Annotated in this window: 13 protein-coding genes; 10 read left to right on the top strand and 3 right to left on the bottom strand. The window is 72.5% G+C overall.

All coding sequences use genetic code 11. The features are described 5' to 3' along the window. Nucleotides 1–12 precede the first annotated feature (12 nt). Nucleotides 13–1,218 carry an ABC transporter substrate-binding protein gene (locus tag Q7A36_RS09515; RefSeq protein WP_305103449.1) on the bottom strand — a complete coding sequence of 402 codons (1,206 nt, stop codon included), beginning with the start codon at nt 1,216–1,218 and terminating at the stop codon, nt 13–15. Between the two features lie 220 nt (nt 1,219–1,438). On the opposite strand from Q7A36_RS09515, the gene trpE reads away from it, so the two are divergent. Continuing rightward, nucleotides 1,439–2,941, top strand: coding sequence for an anthranilate synthase component I (gene trpE / locus Q7A36_RS09510; RefSeq protein ID WP_305103448.1), 1,503 nt, complete (start codon nt 1,439–1,441; stop codon nt 2,939–2,941). A 188-nt stretch (nt 2,942–3,129) separates the two neighbouring features. After that, complete coding sequence (locus Q7A36_RS09505; protein WP_305103447.1) at nt 3,130–4,434, top strand: MFS transporter; 1,305 nt, start codon at nt 3,130–3,132, stop codon at nt 4,432–4,434. A gap of 15 nt (nt 4,435–4,449) precedes the next feature. Here the strand turns inward: Q7A36_RS09505 and Q7A36_RS09500 are convergent, their stop codons facing one another. Continuing rightward, on the bottom strand, nt 4,450–6,039 hold the full coding sequence (locus Q7A36_RS09500; protein WP_305103446.1) for a tetratricopeptide repeat protein: 1,590 nt from the start codon (nt 6,037–6,039) through the stop codon (nt 4,450–4,452). A 182-nt stretch (nt 6,040–6,221) separates the two neighbouring features. On the opposite strand from Q7A36_RS09500, the gene Q7A36_RS09495 reads away from it, so the two are divergent. The 8 genes from Q7A36_RS09495 (at nt 6,222) to lexA (ending at nt 12,804) form a co-directional block, all read left to right on the top strand. Beyond that, nucleotides 6,222–7,085, top strand: a complete 864-nt coding sequence (locus Q7A36_RS09495; protein WP_305103445.1) for an amidohydrolase family protein — start codon at nt 6,222–6,224, stop codon at nt 7,083–7,085. Between the two features lie 317 nt (nt 7,086–7,402). Then, nucleotides 7,403–7,579, top strand: coding sequence for a hypothetical protein (locus Q7A36_RS09490; protein WP_305103444.1), 177 nt, complete (start codon nt 7,403–7,405; stop codon nt 7,577–7,579). Continuing rightward, the gene (locus Q7A36_RS09485; protein WP_305103443.1) at nt 7,576–8,169 is read left to right on the top strand and encodes an anthranilate synthase component II; all 594 of its coding nucleotides are present in this window, start codon (nt 7,576–7,578) and stop codon (nt 8,167–8,169) included. The genes Q7A36_RS09490 and Q7A36_RS09485 overlap by 4 nt, the downstream gene beginning before the upstream one ends. After that, nucleotides 8,166–9,176, top strand: coding sequence for an anthranilate phosphoribosyltransferase (gene trpD / locus Q7A36_RS09480; RefSeq protein ID WP_305103442.1), 1,011 nt, complete (start codon nt 8,166–8,168; stop codon nt 9,174–9,176). The genes Q7A36_RS09485 and trpD overlap by 4 nt, the downstream gene beginning before the upstream one ends. 31 nt (nt 9,177–9,207) lie before the next feature. Further along, complete coding sequence (gene trpC / locus Q7A36_RS09475) at nt 9,208–10,038, top strand: indole-3-glycerol phosphate synthase TrpC (protein WP_305103441.1); 831 nt, start codon at nt 9,208–9,210, stop codon at nt 10,036–10,038. A gap of 69 nt (nt 10,039–10,107) precedes the next feature. Next, on the top strand, nt 10,108–10,581 hold the full coding sequence (gene moaC, locus Q7A36_RS09470) for a cyclic pyranopterin monophosphate synthase MoaC (protein WP_305103440.1): 474 nt from the start codon (nt 10,108–10,110) through the stop codon (nt 10,579–10,581). A gap of 64 nt (nt 10,582–10,645) precedes the next feature. Next, entirely contained in the window at nt 10,646–11,851 is a 1,206-nt protein-coding gene (locus Q7A36_RS09465) for a molybdopterin molybdotransferase MoeA (protein ID WP_305103439.1), read from the top strand. 212 nt (nt 11,852–12,063) lie between these two features. Next, nucleotides 12,064–12,804 carry a transcriptional repressor LexA gene (gene lexA / locus Q7A36_RS09460; protein WP_305103438.1) on the top strand — a complete coding sequence of 247 codons (741 nt, stop codon included), beginning with the start codon at nt 12,064–12,066 and terminating at the stop codon, nt 12,802–12,804. A gap of 142 nt (nt 12,805–12,946) precedes the next feature. Here the strand turns inward: lexA and Q7A36_RS09455 are convergent, their stop codons facing one another. Then, nucleotides 12,947–13,789, bottom strand: coding sequence for an alpha/beta fold hydrolase (locus Q7A36_RS09455; RefSeq protein ID WP_305103437.1), 843 nt, complete (start codon nt 13,787–13,789; stop codon nt 12,947–12,949). Nucleotides 13,790–13,853 lie beyond the last annotated feature (64 nt).

Here is a 13,853-nt window from a genome sequence, read left to right as displayed (position 1 = left end):
CCCCGGATACGCTCAGGCGACGCTGCCCTCCATCAGCTCGCCGAAGCGGTCATAGGTCTTCCCGTTGAAGCGCTGGAGCTGCATCTGCCGGATCGGCCGGTAATTGGTCGGCGAGGAGTTCAGCCTGATGCCCGGCAGCAGCGTCGGGATCTCCACGTCTTTCAGGTTCGCGGCCTGGCGCATGATGTTCTCGCGCGAGGCGTCCTGGCCGCATTGCCGCAGCACCTGCTCCATCGCCCGCGCCGCGGTATAGCCATAGACCGAGTTGGCGTCCGTCAGGTCGGCATCCGGCATGTACTTCGCCATGAAGGCGCGCCATTCCAGCATGCCGGCGTCCTGCGCCCAGCTAGGATCGGTCGGGTCCTTGAGATAGGCCGCGGTGGTCAGGCCGACCGCCTTCTCCGGTCCCGCCGGGTTGATCACCACGCCGACGGAATTGGCGCCGTAGTGCACGCAGGTGGTCGGCTTCCAGCCGATCTCGTGCAGCTTGCGGATGGCCATGGAGGCGAACTTGGCCGTCATCGCCAGCACCAGCCCCTGCGCCCCGCTGGCCGAGAGGGTGATGAGTTGCTGGTCGATGGTCGGGTCGGTGCTCTCGTAGCTCAGCACCCGGGTCGAGTCCTCGAACCGCGCACCCAGCACGTCGCGTACGCCATGCACGTAGTCGCGGCCGAAATCGTCGTTCTGGTGGAGGATGGCGATCTTGCCGTTCGGATGCGTCGCCAGGATGTGCTTGGCGTAGAGCTGCGCCTCGATCCGGTAGGAGGGCGGCAGGCCGATGGTCCAGGGGTATTCCTGGTAGTTGCTCCACTTGTCGGCGCCGGTGGAGGGGAAGAGGTTCGGCACCTTGCGCTGGTTCAGGTAACGCAGAACGGCGCTGTTGGTCGGCGTGCCGAGGTTGCTGAAGAGGCAGGCGACCTGGTCCTGCTCCACCAGCCGCCGCACCTGCTCGACCGTCTTGGGCGGGCTATAGGCGTCGTCATAGGTCAGGAACCTGATCTTCCGCCCGGCGATCCCGCCCTCCTCGTTCAGCTTGCGGAAATAGGCGTCCATGGTCTTGCCCTGGATGCCGAGCGCCGAGACCGGCCCGCTATAGGACATGGTATTGCCGATGCGGATCTCGGTGGCGGTGACGCCGGGCGAGTCCTTCGCGGCGGCGAGCCTGGGCGCGGCCAGCGCGGCGGCGGCGCCCGCCAGCAGCCTGCGTCGCATAGTCATGAACGTTCTCCCTCTGTGTCTCTTGGGCGAAGCCGGTCGAGCGCCCCCGCCTGCCGCGAGCCTAGACTCGGGCGGGCGATCCTCGCCACGCAATCCGGCAGCCGCTAGAACCGGCATCGGAGGGGGCGCCGCCCCCTCCGAACCACCCCCGCCAGGGGGCCGTTGATCGCCTTTGGCGCTCAACCCCCTGGACCGGCCTGAGTCAGCAGGAACCAAACCGATGTCCGCTCCCGATTTCGCCAGCTTCAGCGCAGGTCTTGCCGCCGGGCAGGGCCAGGTGCTGTGGCGGGAGAGGGTCGCGGATCTCGACACGCCGGTCGGCACCTTCCTCAAGCTCGCGCATGGCAAGCCCAACAGCTTCCTGCTCGAGAGCATCGAGGGCGGCGCGGCGCGCGGCCGCTACTCCGCCATCGGCATGGAGCCGGACCTGATCTGGCGCTGCCGCGAGGGCCGCGCGGAAGTCAACCGCCACGCCCTCGCCGCGCCGCATGCCTTCGAGCCGGCCCGCGAGCCCGCCCTCGACAGCCTGCGCGCCCTGCTCGCCGAGATGCGCATGCCGCTGCCCGCCGGCCTGCCGCCGATCGCCGCCGGCCTCTTCGGCTATCTAGGCTACGACATGGTCCGGCTGATCGAGCGCATCCCGGCCAAGAACAGCGACGTCCTCGGCATCCCCGACGCCGTGCTGATCCGCCCGACCCTGGTCGCGGTCTTCGACCATGTGCGGGACGCGCTGAGCCTCTTCACGACAGTCTGGCCGCAGCCCGGCCTCGATGCGAAGGCCGCCTGGGAGGCGGCGCAGGCGCGCCTCGACGAGGCCGAGGCGGCACTCGACCGGCCCCTGCCCCGCCCGGCCGCGCCGGTCAGCCTGCCGACCCTGCCGGAGCCGAGCAGCAACTTCACCAAGGACGGCTTCATCGCCGCGGTGGAGACGGCGAAGGAGTACATCCGCGCCGGCGACTGCTTCCAGATCGTCCCCAGCCAGCGCTTCTCCGTCCCCTTCGCCCTGCCGCCCTTCGCGCTGTATCGCGCGCTGCGGCGGATCAACCCGGCGCCCTTCCTCTTCCACTTCGACTTCGGCGGCTTCGCCGCGGTCGGCGCCAGCCCGGAGATCCTGGTGCGTCTGCGCGACGGCACCGTCACCATCCGCCCCCTCGCCGGCACCCGCCGCCGCGGCGCGACGCCGGAGGAGGACAAGGCGCTGGAGATCGAGCTGCTGGCCGACCCGAAGGAGCGGGCCGAGCACCTGATGCTGCTCGACCTCGGCCGCAACGATGTCGGGCGCGTCGCCGCGATCGGCAGCGTCCGCGTGCCCTATTCCTTCCAGATCGAGCGCTACAGCCAGGTGATGCATATCGGCTCCGAGGTGCAGGGCGCGCTGCGCCAGGGCCTGACCTCCCTCGACGCGCTGGCGGGCGGCTTCCCCGCGGGCACGCTGACCGGCGCGCCCAAGGTCCGCGCGATGGAGATCATCGAGGAGCTGGAGCCGAGCCGGCGCGGCATCTATGCCGGTGGCTTCGGCTATTTCGGCGTCGATGGCGGGATGGATACCTGCATCGGGCTGCGGACGGCGCTGGTGAAGGACGGCGTGATGCATGTGCAGGCCGGCGCCGGCGTGGTGGCCGACAGCGACCCGGAGGCGGAGTACGAGGAGACGCGGCAGAAGGCCCGCGCGCTGTTCCGCGCGGCGGAGGAGGCGGTGCGCTTCGCGGCGGGGCGGAAATAGCCCGCCCGGCGGCGGGACGGTCCTCCCGCCGCCACACATCCTGGCCGGCCGGGGTTTGACAGCCGGCCGCACCCGCTCCCTACTGGCCGGGAGAGGCGGCGCAGGAGCCGCCCGACGTCCAGGAATCCGCGTTCGGGCCACCCTGCCGGGGGCGTGCACCCGCGCGCGCCAAGGGAGGGACTCCGGCCATGTTCGGCTGGCTACGCGAACTCGACGACAAGGAACGCAGGACGATGATCGGCTGCCTCGGCGGCTGGTCGCTCGATGCGCTCGACGTGCAGATCTTCAGCTTCGTCATCCCGACGCTGCTGACGCTCTGGGGCATCAGCCGCGCCGATGCCGGCCTGCTCGGCACCGTTACCCTGCTTGTCTCGGCGCTCGGCGGCTGGCTGGCCGGCGCGCTGTCCGACCGCTACGGCCGCGTCGCGGTGCTGCAGGTCACCATCCTCTGGTATGCCGGCTTCACTTTCCTCTGCGGCTTCGCGCAGGACTTCAACCAGCTCTTCATCTTCCGCGCCCTGCAGGGCCTCGGCTTCGGCGCCGAATGGTCGGCCGGCGCGGTGCTGATGGGCGAGGTGATCCGCGACCGCTACCGCGGCCGCGCCGTCGGCTTCGTGCAATCGGGCTGGGCAATCGGATGGGGCGCCGCGGCGCTGCTCTATACCGGCATCTTCGCCCTGCTGCCGGAGGCGACGGCCTGGCGCACCCTGTTCTGGATCGGCCTCGCCCCCGCCCTGCTGGTCTTCTGGGTGCGGAAGCACGTGGACGAGCCGGCGGTCTTCCAGGCCCGCCGCGCGAGCGGCGCGCATCGGGAGCGCTCGCCCCTCGCCCAGCTCCTGGTCGTGCTGAAGCCGCCCTATCTCGGCACCACCTGGAAGGTCGCGCTGATGGTCACCGGCGCGCAGGGCGGCTCCTATGCCCTATCGGTCTGGCTGCCGACCTTCCTCAGGACGGAGCGGCACCTCTCGGTGCTCAACACCGGCGGCTATCTCTTCGTCCATATCCTCGGCGCCTGGGTCGGCTTCATCACCGGCGCGGTGCTGGCGGATGCGATCGGGCGGAAGAACACCTTCCTGCTCTCGGCCATCGGCTCGGCGGTTTCCGTCGTCTGCTACGTCACCCTGCCGATCTCGGACGGGCTGATGCTGGTCCTCGCCGCGCCGCTCGGCTTCATCCTCTACATGATGTTCTCGGCCATGGGCCCCTTCCTGACCGAGCTCTACCCGACCGAGGTGCGCGGCAGCGGCCAGGGCTTCTGCTACAATGTCGGCCGGGCCTTCGGCGCGCTCTTCCCCGCGCTGGTCGGCTTCCTCTCGGCCAGGCTCGGCCTCGGCCCGGCCATCGCCGCCTTCGCCTTCGCCGGCTATGGGCTCATGGTCATCGCCCTGCTGATGCTGCCGGAGACCCGCGGCAGGCAGGTCGCCGCCATTCCCCAGGCCGATGACGCGGTGGCCGGCCCCGTCCTGCGGGGCGGCGCCAGCGCGGACGGCTAGACCGCGCGGTGCCGGTCAGCGCGCCAGGAAGGCGCGCGCCCGGGCGAGCTCCGGCCGATCCTGGCCCTCCGCCGCCAGGGTGAGCAGCCGGCCATAGTAGAGCGCCGCCTTGTCGCGGTCCCCGGCCGCCTCCGCCGCCTGCGCCGCACCCGACAGGCCGCGGAAGCGATTCGGCTCGCGCTGCTGCGACCGCTCGTATTCCGTGAGGGCGTCGGCCGGCCGCCCGGCCGCGACCAGCATGTCGCCCAGCAGCTCGCGCGCCGGCAGCATGCGGCCGGGGGTGACGATGTGCTTCTCGCTGCGGTCCTCGAGATCCGCGGCCTGCCGCATCTCCGCGATCGCGGGCGCGGTCCGGCCCTCGGCCTGGGCGATCCAGGCGGCGAGGACGTGCTGCTGCACCTCCACCTCGCGCGCCCAGTAGGCATTGCCGGCCTCGACCAGCGCGGTGCGCTGCTGCGCCAGTTCCGCCGCGGCGCGGCCCGCCGCCTCCACCTCACCAGCGCGGGCGGCGCCGAGGCCGCGGGCGAAGCTGCGCTGCGCCTGGGCATAGGGCAGCGTGCCGGGCGCGGGGCCGAGGGCCATGGCGCCGCGCCAGTCGCCGCGCTCGAGCGCGTAGCGGGACGGCATGGCCGCCGCCGCATAGGCCCAGGCGGGCGGCGAGGCGCCCGTCACCTGCACCTGGAACACCGCCGCGATCGCCGCCCGCGCCGCCTCGTCGCGCGCCATCTGCAGGTCGGCATACACGGCGTAGTCGCTGGCGTGATAGGCCTCCGCCCGGTCGCCCGCGCGCACCGCGACCTCGAAGGACCGCTGGTTGGTCGCCGCCGACTCTGGCCAGGCGCCGACGCGGGTGAAGATGTGGGAGGGCATGTGCAGCGCATGCGGCGCATCGGGCGCGATCGCCGCGTAGCGCCGCGCCGCCTGCAGCCCCTGCGCCGCCAGCGGCGGCGCGTCGTAGACATGGATCAGGTAGTGCGCGACCCCGGGATGGTCCGGATGCCGGGCGAATTGCGGCTCGAGGATCGCGGCGGCGCGGGCATAGGCGGCGTAGCTCTGATCGGCCTGCGACTGCGTGCCGGCGATGTAGAGCGCGCTGAAGATCTGCGCCTCGTCGTCATCGGGGTAGCGGGCGGCGAGCGCCTCGAAGGCCTTCGCGCGGCTCTCCTGCCGCTGCCGCTCCGGCCGCGCGGCCCAGTCCTCATAGTAAGCGGCGACCGCCTCGATGTAGTCCCGCTCGCGCGGCGTGCCGGCGCCGATGCGGCGGCCGAGCGCGATCGCCTCCTGCGCCCGCGCCGCCTCGGCCGGGCTCGGCCCGATGCCGGCGAGCGGGTTCTGCATCAGCAGCGCGGCGATGCCCCAGGTGGCGACGCCGCAGCCCGGGTCCTTCGCCAGCGCCTCGCGGAAGCTCTGCTCCCCGGCGCCGTACCAGAAGGAATGCAGCATCGCCACGCCCTGCAGCAGCGGCTCCTGCGCCGCGGGCGCGCAGGAATTGGCGAAGGCGACCTGGCCGACCATGTGGTGGCCGGCATGCTCGTCATGCGCGCGGGCCGCCGAGGCGGAGAGCAGGAGCGCCGCCGTGCCGGCGACGATGGCGTTGCGGCGCATGCTGGCCTCTCCTCTGTTCGGTGCCGGCGAGGCAGGCCCGGGCGGCGCCTCGCCGGGCCGCAGCATGCGCCGCGCGCCCGGCGCGATTCAAGCGCGGTCGGCGGCCCGGCGCTGCCGGGGGATTCCGCCGCGCCGGCCGGCATGGGAGGCTGGCCGCTCCCAATGAACCGGAGGAACCGCCCATGACCCGCCCCTGCCCCGGCCCGCGCGCCGTCACCTCCCGGCCCGGCTGGCGGGCGCCGCCCGGCGCCGCCGACTGCCACATGCACATCTTCGGGCCCTATGACCGCTACCCCCTCAGCCCGGGCCGCGGCTACACCCCGCCCGAGGCGAGCATCGCGATGTACCGCGACATGCTCTCGACCATCGGGCTGGAGCGCACGGTGGTGGTGCAGCCCAGCATCTACGGCACGGACAATGCCGTGACGCTCGACGCGGTGGAGGCGCTCGGCCGCGACCGGGCGCGGGCCGTGGTCGTGGTGGATGACGGCGTCGACGCGGAGGCACTGCGGGCCATGGGCGCGCGCGGCGCCTGCGGCGTGCGCTTCAACGCCGTCTCCGGCAATGGCACGCCGCTCGGGCAGCTCGAGGCGCTGGGCGAGCGGCTGAAGGCGCTCGGCTGGCACCTGCAGCTCTATGCCCATGCCGCCGAGATGGTGGCGCTGGAGAGCGTGCTGGCCCGCCTGCCCGTGCCGGTGGTCATCGACCATATGGGCGGCGTGCAGGCGGCCGAGGGCGGGGTCGGGAACCCGGGCTTCAGGGCCATGATCCGGCTGCTGGAGAAGGGCGCCTGGGCCAAGCTCTGCGGCTATCGCTCCTCGGCCGGCGCGCCCTATGCCGATGTGGCTGAGATGGCGCGGGCCATGATCGCCGCGGCGCCCGAGCGCTGCGTCTGGGGCACGGACTGGCCGCACCCTTCGCTGCATAGCCCGGAGGAAGTGCCCGACGACGGCGTGCTGCTGGACTGCCTCGGCGCCTGGGCACCGGCGGAGGCGCAGCGGCAGGCGATCCTGGTGGACAACTCGGCGCGGCTCTACGGGTTCTGAGCCAGGCTCGAACGCTTGGGTGCCGGTCGCGCAGGCCGGCCCCATGATAGTCCGGGCAGCGCATCGCCAGGATGCGTCACGCTCATGCCACGATCCTATTGCCCGGTTCTTCGCCGCGCATTAGTCTTCGCGGCATGTCCAGGGACACAGCCCCCGTCGCGCGATTTTGGTACCGCTGGTACACACCGGCGGCCTAGGACCTCGCGCACAGCAGAGAGACACCCAAGCCGCCACTCCCTGGCGGCTTTCGCGTCTCTGGACCCTATCTCCCGCGAAGCTGCCGGCCCGGTGACGGCCCCAAGGATCAAGAGGCCAGCATGCAGCGCAGCGATTTCGACTTCGACGTCATCGGCGGACCCTCCGCTCCGCCCCTCGCGGCCATCCTGCCGCCCCGCCCGGCCGTGCCGCGGCCTGCCGACGCCCGCCTGCCGGGAGCACCGCAGGACCGCTCGCTTGACCCGGCCGCGCACCGGCCCGAGAGTCGCACGCCATGATCCTGCTGATCGATAATTACGACAGCTTCACCTTCAACCTCTACCACTTCCTGGGCGACCTGGGGGTGGAGATCGAGGTCCGGCGCAACGACGCCATCACCAGCCAGGAAGCGTTGGCGATGCGGCCGGACGCCATCCTGCTCTCGCCCGGCCCCTGCACGCCGAACGAGGCCGGCATCTGCCTCCCCCTGATCGGCGCCTCGGCCGCGGCGCGGGTGCCGCTGCTCGGCGTCTGCCTCGGCCACCAGGCGATCGGCCAGGCCTTCGGCGGCACTGTCATCCGCGCGCCGGAGCCGGTCCATGGCAAGGTCTGGGACATCCGCCACCGCGGCACGGATGTCTTCGCCGGCCTGCCCGACCCCTTCCAGGCGACCCGCTACCACTCCCTGGTCGTGCGGCAGGAGGACCTGCCCCCGGCGCTGGAGGCCACGGCCTGGACCACGGACGGGCTGATCATGGGCCTCGCCCATCGCGACCTGCCGATCTGGGGCGTGCAGTTCCACCCCGAGAGCATCGCCAGCCAGCACGGCCATGACCTCCTCCGCAATTTCCTCCGGCTGGCCGGGGCGAAGGTCGCGGAGCCGGCATGAACTCGCTGAAGCCGGTCCTCGCCCGCCTCGCCGCCGGCGAGCGCCTGGCGGAGAGCGAGGCGGAGGCCGCCTTCGGCATCATCATGGCCGGCGAGGCGACGCCGGCCCAGATCGCCGGCCTGCTGATGGCCATGCGCGTCCGCGGCGAGACGGTGCCGGAGATCACCGGCGCGGTCCGCGCCATGCGGTCCCGCATGGCGGCGATCGAGGCGCCCCCCGGCGCCATCGACATCGTCGGCACCGGCGGCGACGGCTCCGGCAGCCTCAACATCTCGACCGCGACGTCCCTGGTGGTCGCCGCCTGCGGCGTGCCGGTGGCCAAGCACGGCAACCGCGCCCTCTCCTCGAAATCCGGCGCGGCCGATGCGCTGGCCGCCCTCGGGATCAACCTCGAGGTGCCGCTGGACCGGCTGGAGGGCGTTCTGGCCGAGGCCGGCATGGTCTTCCTCTGGGCGCCGCGGCACCACGCCTCCATGCGCCATGCCGCCGGCCCGCGGGTCGAGCTCGGCACCCGGACCATCTTCAACATCCTCGGCCCGCTCGCGAACCCGGCGCGGGTGACGCGCCAGCTCACCGGCGCCTTCTCCGCACAGTGGCTGCGGCCGATGGCCGAGACCCTGGCGCGGCTGGGCACCGAGGCCGCCTGGGTGGTGCACGGCCAGGGCCTCGACGAGATCGCCCTCTCCGGCGAGACCCGGGTGGCGGCGCTGGAGCACGGCACCATCCGCGAGTTCACCATCGCCCCGGAGGATGCCGGGCTGGAGCGCGCCCCGCCCGAGGCCATCCGCGGCGGCGAGCCGGCGGAGAACGCCGAGGCCCTTCGGGCGCTGTTGCAGAGCGCCCCGGGCGCCTACCGCGACATCGTCCTGCTGAATGCGGCGGCCGCCCTGGTCGTCGCCGGCCGGGCCCCGGACCTGCGGGCCGGCGCGGCCCTCGCGGCCCGGGCCATCGACAGCGGGGCCGCGTCCGGCGTACTCGCCCGGCTGAAGGAGGCCACCGTCGCATGACCGCCCCCCGCTCCCGCATCACCGCAAAGCCATGAACGCCCCCCAGATCATCGCCCCCGACCTCGACGTGCCGGACACCCTGGCCCGGATCCTGGCCGACAAGTACGAGGAGGTGCGGGAGCGGATCGCCGCCACGCCGCTCTCGGACATGGAGCGCCAGGCGCGCAACGCCCCGAAGCCGCGCGACTTCGTCACCGCCCTCTGCCACGCCGTCGGCGAGGGCCGGGTCGGGCTGATCGCCGAGATCAAGCGCGCCTCCCCCTCGGGCGGGCTGATCCGCGACCCCTTCGAGCCCGTCGCCCTGGCCGAGGCCTATTGCGCCGGCGGCGCCACCTGCCTCTCGGTCCTGACCGATGCCCCCTATTTCCAGGGCTCGCCCGAGCACCTGAAGGCCGCCCGCGCCGCCTGCGACCTGCCGATCCTGCGCAAGGACTTCATGGTCCATCCCTGGCAGGTCTTCGAGGCCCGGGCGATGGGCGCCGACTGCATCCTGCTGATCATGGCGGCGATCACCGACGCGGTTGCCGAGGAGCTCGAGGACATCGCCCGCAGCCTCGACATGGCTGTCCTGGTCGAGGTGCACGAGCGGAAGGAGCTCGACCGCGCGCTCGGCCTGGAGACGCGGCTTGTCGGCGTGAACAACCGCAATCTCAGGACCTTGAAGACCGATCTTGCGACGGCGGAGGAGCTGGTGCCGCTGATCCCGGCCGACCGCATCCCGGTCGCCGAGAGCGGCATCCGCACGCCCGAGGATGTCCGCCGCATGGCCGCCGCCGGGTCGCGCTGCATCCTGGTCGGCGAGCACCTGATGCGCCAGGCGGATGTGGCCAAGGCCGCCAACGACCTGGTCCATGCGCTCTGAGGCCGGTTGAGCCATGTCGCCCAGGGCGCTGATTTTGCAGCAATACTTGCGGGGAGCCTGGGCGCGCTGATGTCAGGCTTCACGCATTTCGACGAGCAGGGCCGCGCCGCCATGGTGGATGTCTCCGCCAAGGCGGAGACCGAGCGGGTGGCGATCGCCCGCGGCCGGGTTGTGATGGCGCCGGAGACGCTGGCCCGCATCCAGGAGGGCCAGATCGGCAAGGGCGACGTGCTCGGCGTCGCCCGCCTCGCCGGCATCATGGCGGCCAAGCGCACGAGCGACCTGATCCCGCTCTGCCATCCCCTCATGCTCTCGAAGGTCGCGGTGGACCTGACGCCGGCACCGCCTGACGCGGTGGAGATCGAGGCCCTGGTGAAGCTTACGGGGCGGACCGGAGTCGAGATGGAAGCGCTGACCGCCGTCACGGTGGCGGCGCTGACGGTCTACGACATGTGCAAGGCGATCGACCGCGGCATGCGGATCGAGGCGGTGCGCCTGTCCCACAAAAGCGGCGGCAAGTCAGGCACCTACGAGGCGGAGTGACCATGGCCCGCGAATCCCGCGGCATGGGATGTGCCGCGGGGGCAAGGGCTTGGGGGGGAATGCGATGATCTCGGTCGAGGACGCCCGCAGCCGCATCCTGGCGGCGCTCGCCGCCACCCCGGCCGAGACGGTGCCGCTGGCCCAGGGCTGGAACCGCGTCCTCGCCCAACCCGTGCTCTCCCGCGTCACCCAGCCGCCGGCCGATGTCTCGGCCATGGACGGCTATGCGGTCCGCGCGGCCGAAGCGGTGGAGGGTGCGAGCCTGGCGGTCATCGGCAGCGCCCCCGCCGGGCACCCCTTCGAGGGTCAGGTCGGGCCGGGCGAGGCCGTCCGCATCTTCACCGGCGCCCTCGTCCCGGCCGGTGCCGATGCCATCCTGCTGCAGGAGGATGCCGAGGCCGGCGAGGGGCGCGTGCGGGTGAAGGAGACGGTCCGGCAGGGCCGCTGGATCCGCCGCCGCGGCCTCGACTTCGCGGAGGGCGAGGAATTGCTGCCGGCCGGCCGGCGCCTCACCGCCCGCGACATCGGCCTCGCCGCCGCCGCCAACCATCCCTGGCTCGCCGTCCACCGCGCCCCGCGCATCGGCATCCTGGCGACCGGCGACGAGATCGCCCTGCCCGGCGACCCGATCCCGGCCGGCGGCATCGTCAGTTCCAATGCCCATGCGCTGGCCGCCCTGGTCCGGGCGCTCGGCGCCGATCCGCTGGTCCTGCCCATCGCCCCGGACGACAGCCAGGCGATCGCCGAGGCCGCCCGCGCCGCCCGGGTCTGCGACCTGCTGGTGACCACCGGCGGGGCGAGTGTCGGCGACCACGACCTGGTGCAGTCCGCGCTCGGGCCGCAGGGCTTCGAGCTCGACTTCTGGCAGATCGCCATGCGGCCGGGGAAGCCGCTGATCTGGGGAAGGCTGGGCGCCACCCCCGTGCTCGGCCTGCCGGGCAACCCGGTTTCCGCCCTGGTCTGCGCGGTGCAGTTCCTGGCCCCGGCCATCGAGCGCCTCTCCGGCCTGCCGGGCGGGCCGCCGCGGACGATTCGCGCCCTCGCCGGCGCGCCGCTCGCCGAGAACGACCGCCGATTCGACCACCTGCGGGCGGCTCTGGCGCCAGGGGCGGAAGGACACATGGTGGCGACGCCCTTCCCGCTGCAGGACAGTTCCATGCTGAAGGTGCTGTCGCGGGCGGAGGGTCTGATCCTGCGCGCGCCGCGTGCCCCGGCCCTGCCCGAAGGCGCCCCGGTCGAGGTTATCCCCTTGGGAGACCTCGGAATTTAGCACCGGATCCGGGGACGGACGACCCTAGCCGCAGGGCCGATCCGCGTCGCAATTTCCGGCAGCCGTCCCGTCCGCCGTCACCGGGTTGCATGCCCCCGGCTGTGGAAAACCGTTTGACCCGACGCGGAGAACCTATCTAGAACAGGCGTGTCCGGTTGCCCCTTTGTTCCCGCGCGGCGGGAGGGGGCGCTGCCCGGCGACGGAGGGACGCGGTGCTCACCCGTAAGCAGCACGAGCTGCTGATCTTCATCGACAAGCATCTGCGCCAGACCGGCTTCTCGCCTTCCTTCGAGGAGATGAAGGAGGCGCTGAAGCTCAAGTCCAAATCCGGCATCCACCGGCTGATCACCGCGCTCGAGGAGCGCGGGTTCCTGCGCCGGCGCGCCCACCGCGCCCGGGCGCTGGAGGTGATCCGCCTGCCGGACAACATGGCGCCGCGCCGCGTGGCCGAACCCGCCACGGCGGCGGCCGCCCCTGCCCCGGTGCGCGAGCCCGGCTTCGCGCCGAACGTCATCCGGGGCAATTTCGCCACCAACCTGCCCGGCGTGCAGAAGGCGGCGAACGAGGCCGCGGCGGTCCACCTGCCCCTCTATGGCCGCATCGCCGCCGGCCTGCCGATCGAGGCGCTGCGCGATTCCGGCAGCAGCGTGGAGGTCCCGGCCGCGCTTCTCGGCACCGGGGAGCATTATGCGCTCGAGGTCGCCGGCGATTCGATGGTCGAGGCCGGCATCCTCGACGGCGACACGGTCGTCATCCGCCGGGGCGACACGGCGGATAACGGCGCGATCGTGGTGGCGCTGGTGGACGAGAACGAGGTGACGCTGAAGCGGCTGCGCCGCCGCGGCAACTCCATCGCGCTCGAGGCCGCGAACCCGCGCTACGAGACGCGGATCTTCGGGCCGGACCGGGTGCGGGTGCAGGGCCGCCTCATCGCGCTGCTGCGGAAGTACTGAACCGGCCGAGGAACCGGAGCGGCTCGCGGCACGGCCGCGAACGCCCGGAGCCGGGGATCGGCCTATACGGCAGGGTCGCGAGGGCCGGGAGTGGGCCTCGGCCGGCCATCGCCGCGGGGCGGCGCGGTCCGAGGCCGCGCCTTCAGCCCAGCGACCAGCGCCCCCGCTCGACCGTCGAGAGGAAGGCCGCGACCTCCCGGTTGAAGGCGGCCGGCTCCTCGAGGTTGATCGCATGGCCGGTGCGCGGGCACATCCAGAGCCCGGCATTCGGCAGGACCGACTTCAGGAAGATGTTGGTCTCGATGCAGGGGCCGTCCTCGTCGCCGACCGCGAGCAGGGTCGGCACCGCCATCCGGCGCAACTCGGCCTCCCAGTCGAAGATCGAGTCCCGCTCCCCCTGGTAGTGCTTCATGGTCAGGCCGGTGCCGGGGCCGGAATGCTCCGAGAGCCGCTGCATATAGGCCGCCCAGCCGCGCGGGTCCTTCTTCTTGAGCTGGATGCGGGTCGGGCTGTGGCCCGTCTCCTCCGCCATCTCCCCCGGCCAGCCCTTCGCGATCAGCGTGTCGCCGCGCCCCTGGCAGGCCGTGCGAAAGGCGGCCTGCTCCTGCCTCGGCGAGCCTGAGCCGACCCCGGCCAGCACGAGCGACGTCGCCACGCCGGGGTGCCGGAGGCCGAAGAGCAGCGCGGCGAAGGCGCCCATGGAGAGCCCGACGACATGCGCCTTCGGGATGCCGAGATGCCGCAGCACGGCGACCGCATCCTTCACCGCGTAGTCCTGGCCATAGAGCTTCGGGTCGCTCGGCACCTCGGAAGGCGGGTAGCCGCGCGCCGCATAGGCGATGCAGCGGTATTCGCGGGAGAAGAACCGCATCTGGTCCTCCCATTCCCGGTGGTCGGCGCCGAATTCGTGGATGAACAGGATGGGGTGGCCGGTCCCGGCCTCCTCGTACCAGAGGCGAGCGCCTTCGGATGGGGCATGCGGCATCGCGCGGGTCTCCTCCCACTCTCGTTCCGCCCATCCTGCACCGGCCGGCGCGGCTTGCCAGCCC

The organism is Paracraurococcus lichenis (assembly GCF_030657435.1).
Taxonomy (GTDB): domain Bacteria; phylum Pseudomonadota; class Alphaproteobacteria; order Acetobacterales; family Acetobacteraceae; genus Paracraurococcus; species Paracraurococcus lichenis.
This window is presented reverse-complemented; position numbering and strand designations above follow the sequence as displayed.

Bases quoted from the DNA above. Each gene is read 5' to 3' on its own strand.
- Q7A36_RS09515 (WP_305103449.1), bottom strand. From the start codon at position 1,218: ATGACTATGCGACGCAGGCTGCTGGCGGGCGCCGCCGCCGCGCTGGCC.
- trpE (WP_305103448.1), top strand. From the start codon at position 1,439: ATGTCCGCTCCCGATTTCGCCAGCTTCAGCGCAGGTCTTGCCGCCGGG.
- Q7A36_RS09505 (WP_305103447.1), top strand. From the start codon at position 3,130: ATGTTCGGCTGGCTACGCGAACTCGACGACAAGGAACGCAGGACGATG.
- Q7A36_RS09500 (WP_305103446.1), bottom strand. From the start codon at position 6,039: ATGCGCCGCAACGCCATCGTCGCCGGCACGGCGGCGCTCCTGCTCTCC.
- Q7A36_RS09495 (WP_305103445.1), top strand. From the start codon at position 6,222: ATGACCCGCCCCTGCCCCGGCCCGCGCGCCGTCACCTCCCGGCCCGGC.
- Q7A36_RS09490 (WP_305103444.1), top strand. From the start codon at position 7,403: ATGCAGCGCAGCGATTTCGACTTCGACGTCATCGGCGGACCCTCCGCT.
- Q7A36_RS09485 (WP_305103443.1), top strand. From the start codon at position 7,576: ATGATCCTGCTGATCGATAATTACGACAGCTTCACCTTCAACCTCTAC.
- trpD (WP_305103442.1), top strand. From the start codon at position 8,166: ATGAACTCGCTGAAGCCGGTCCTCGCCCGCCTCGCCGCCGGCGAGCGC.
- trpC (WP_305103441.1), top strand. From the start codon at position 9,208: ATGAACGCCCCCCAGATCATCGCCCCCGACCTCGACGTGCCGGACACC.
- moaC (WP_305103440.1), top strand. From the start codon at position 10,108: ATGTCAGGCTTCACGCATTTCGACGAGCAGGGCCGCGCCGCCATGGTG.
- Q7A36_RS09465 (WP_305103439.1), top strand. From the start codon at position 10,646: ATGATCTCGGTCGAGGACGCCCGCAGCCGCATCCTGGCGGCGCTCGCC.
- Q7A36_RS09455 (WP_305103437.1), bottom strand. From the start codon at position 13,789: ATGCCGCATGCCCCATCCGAAGGCGCTCGCCTCTGGTACGAGGAGGCC.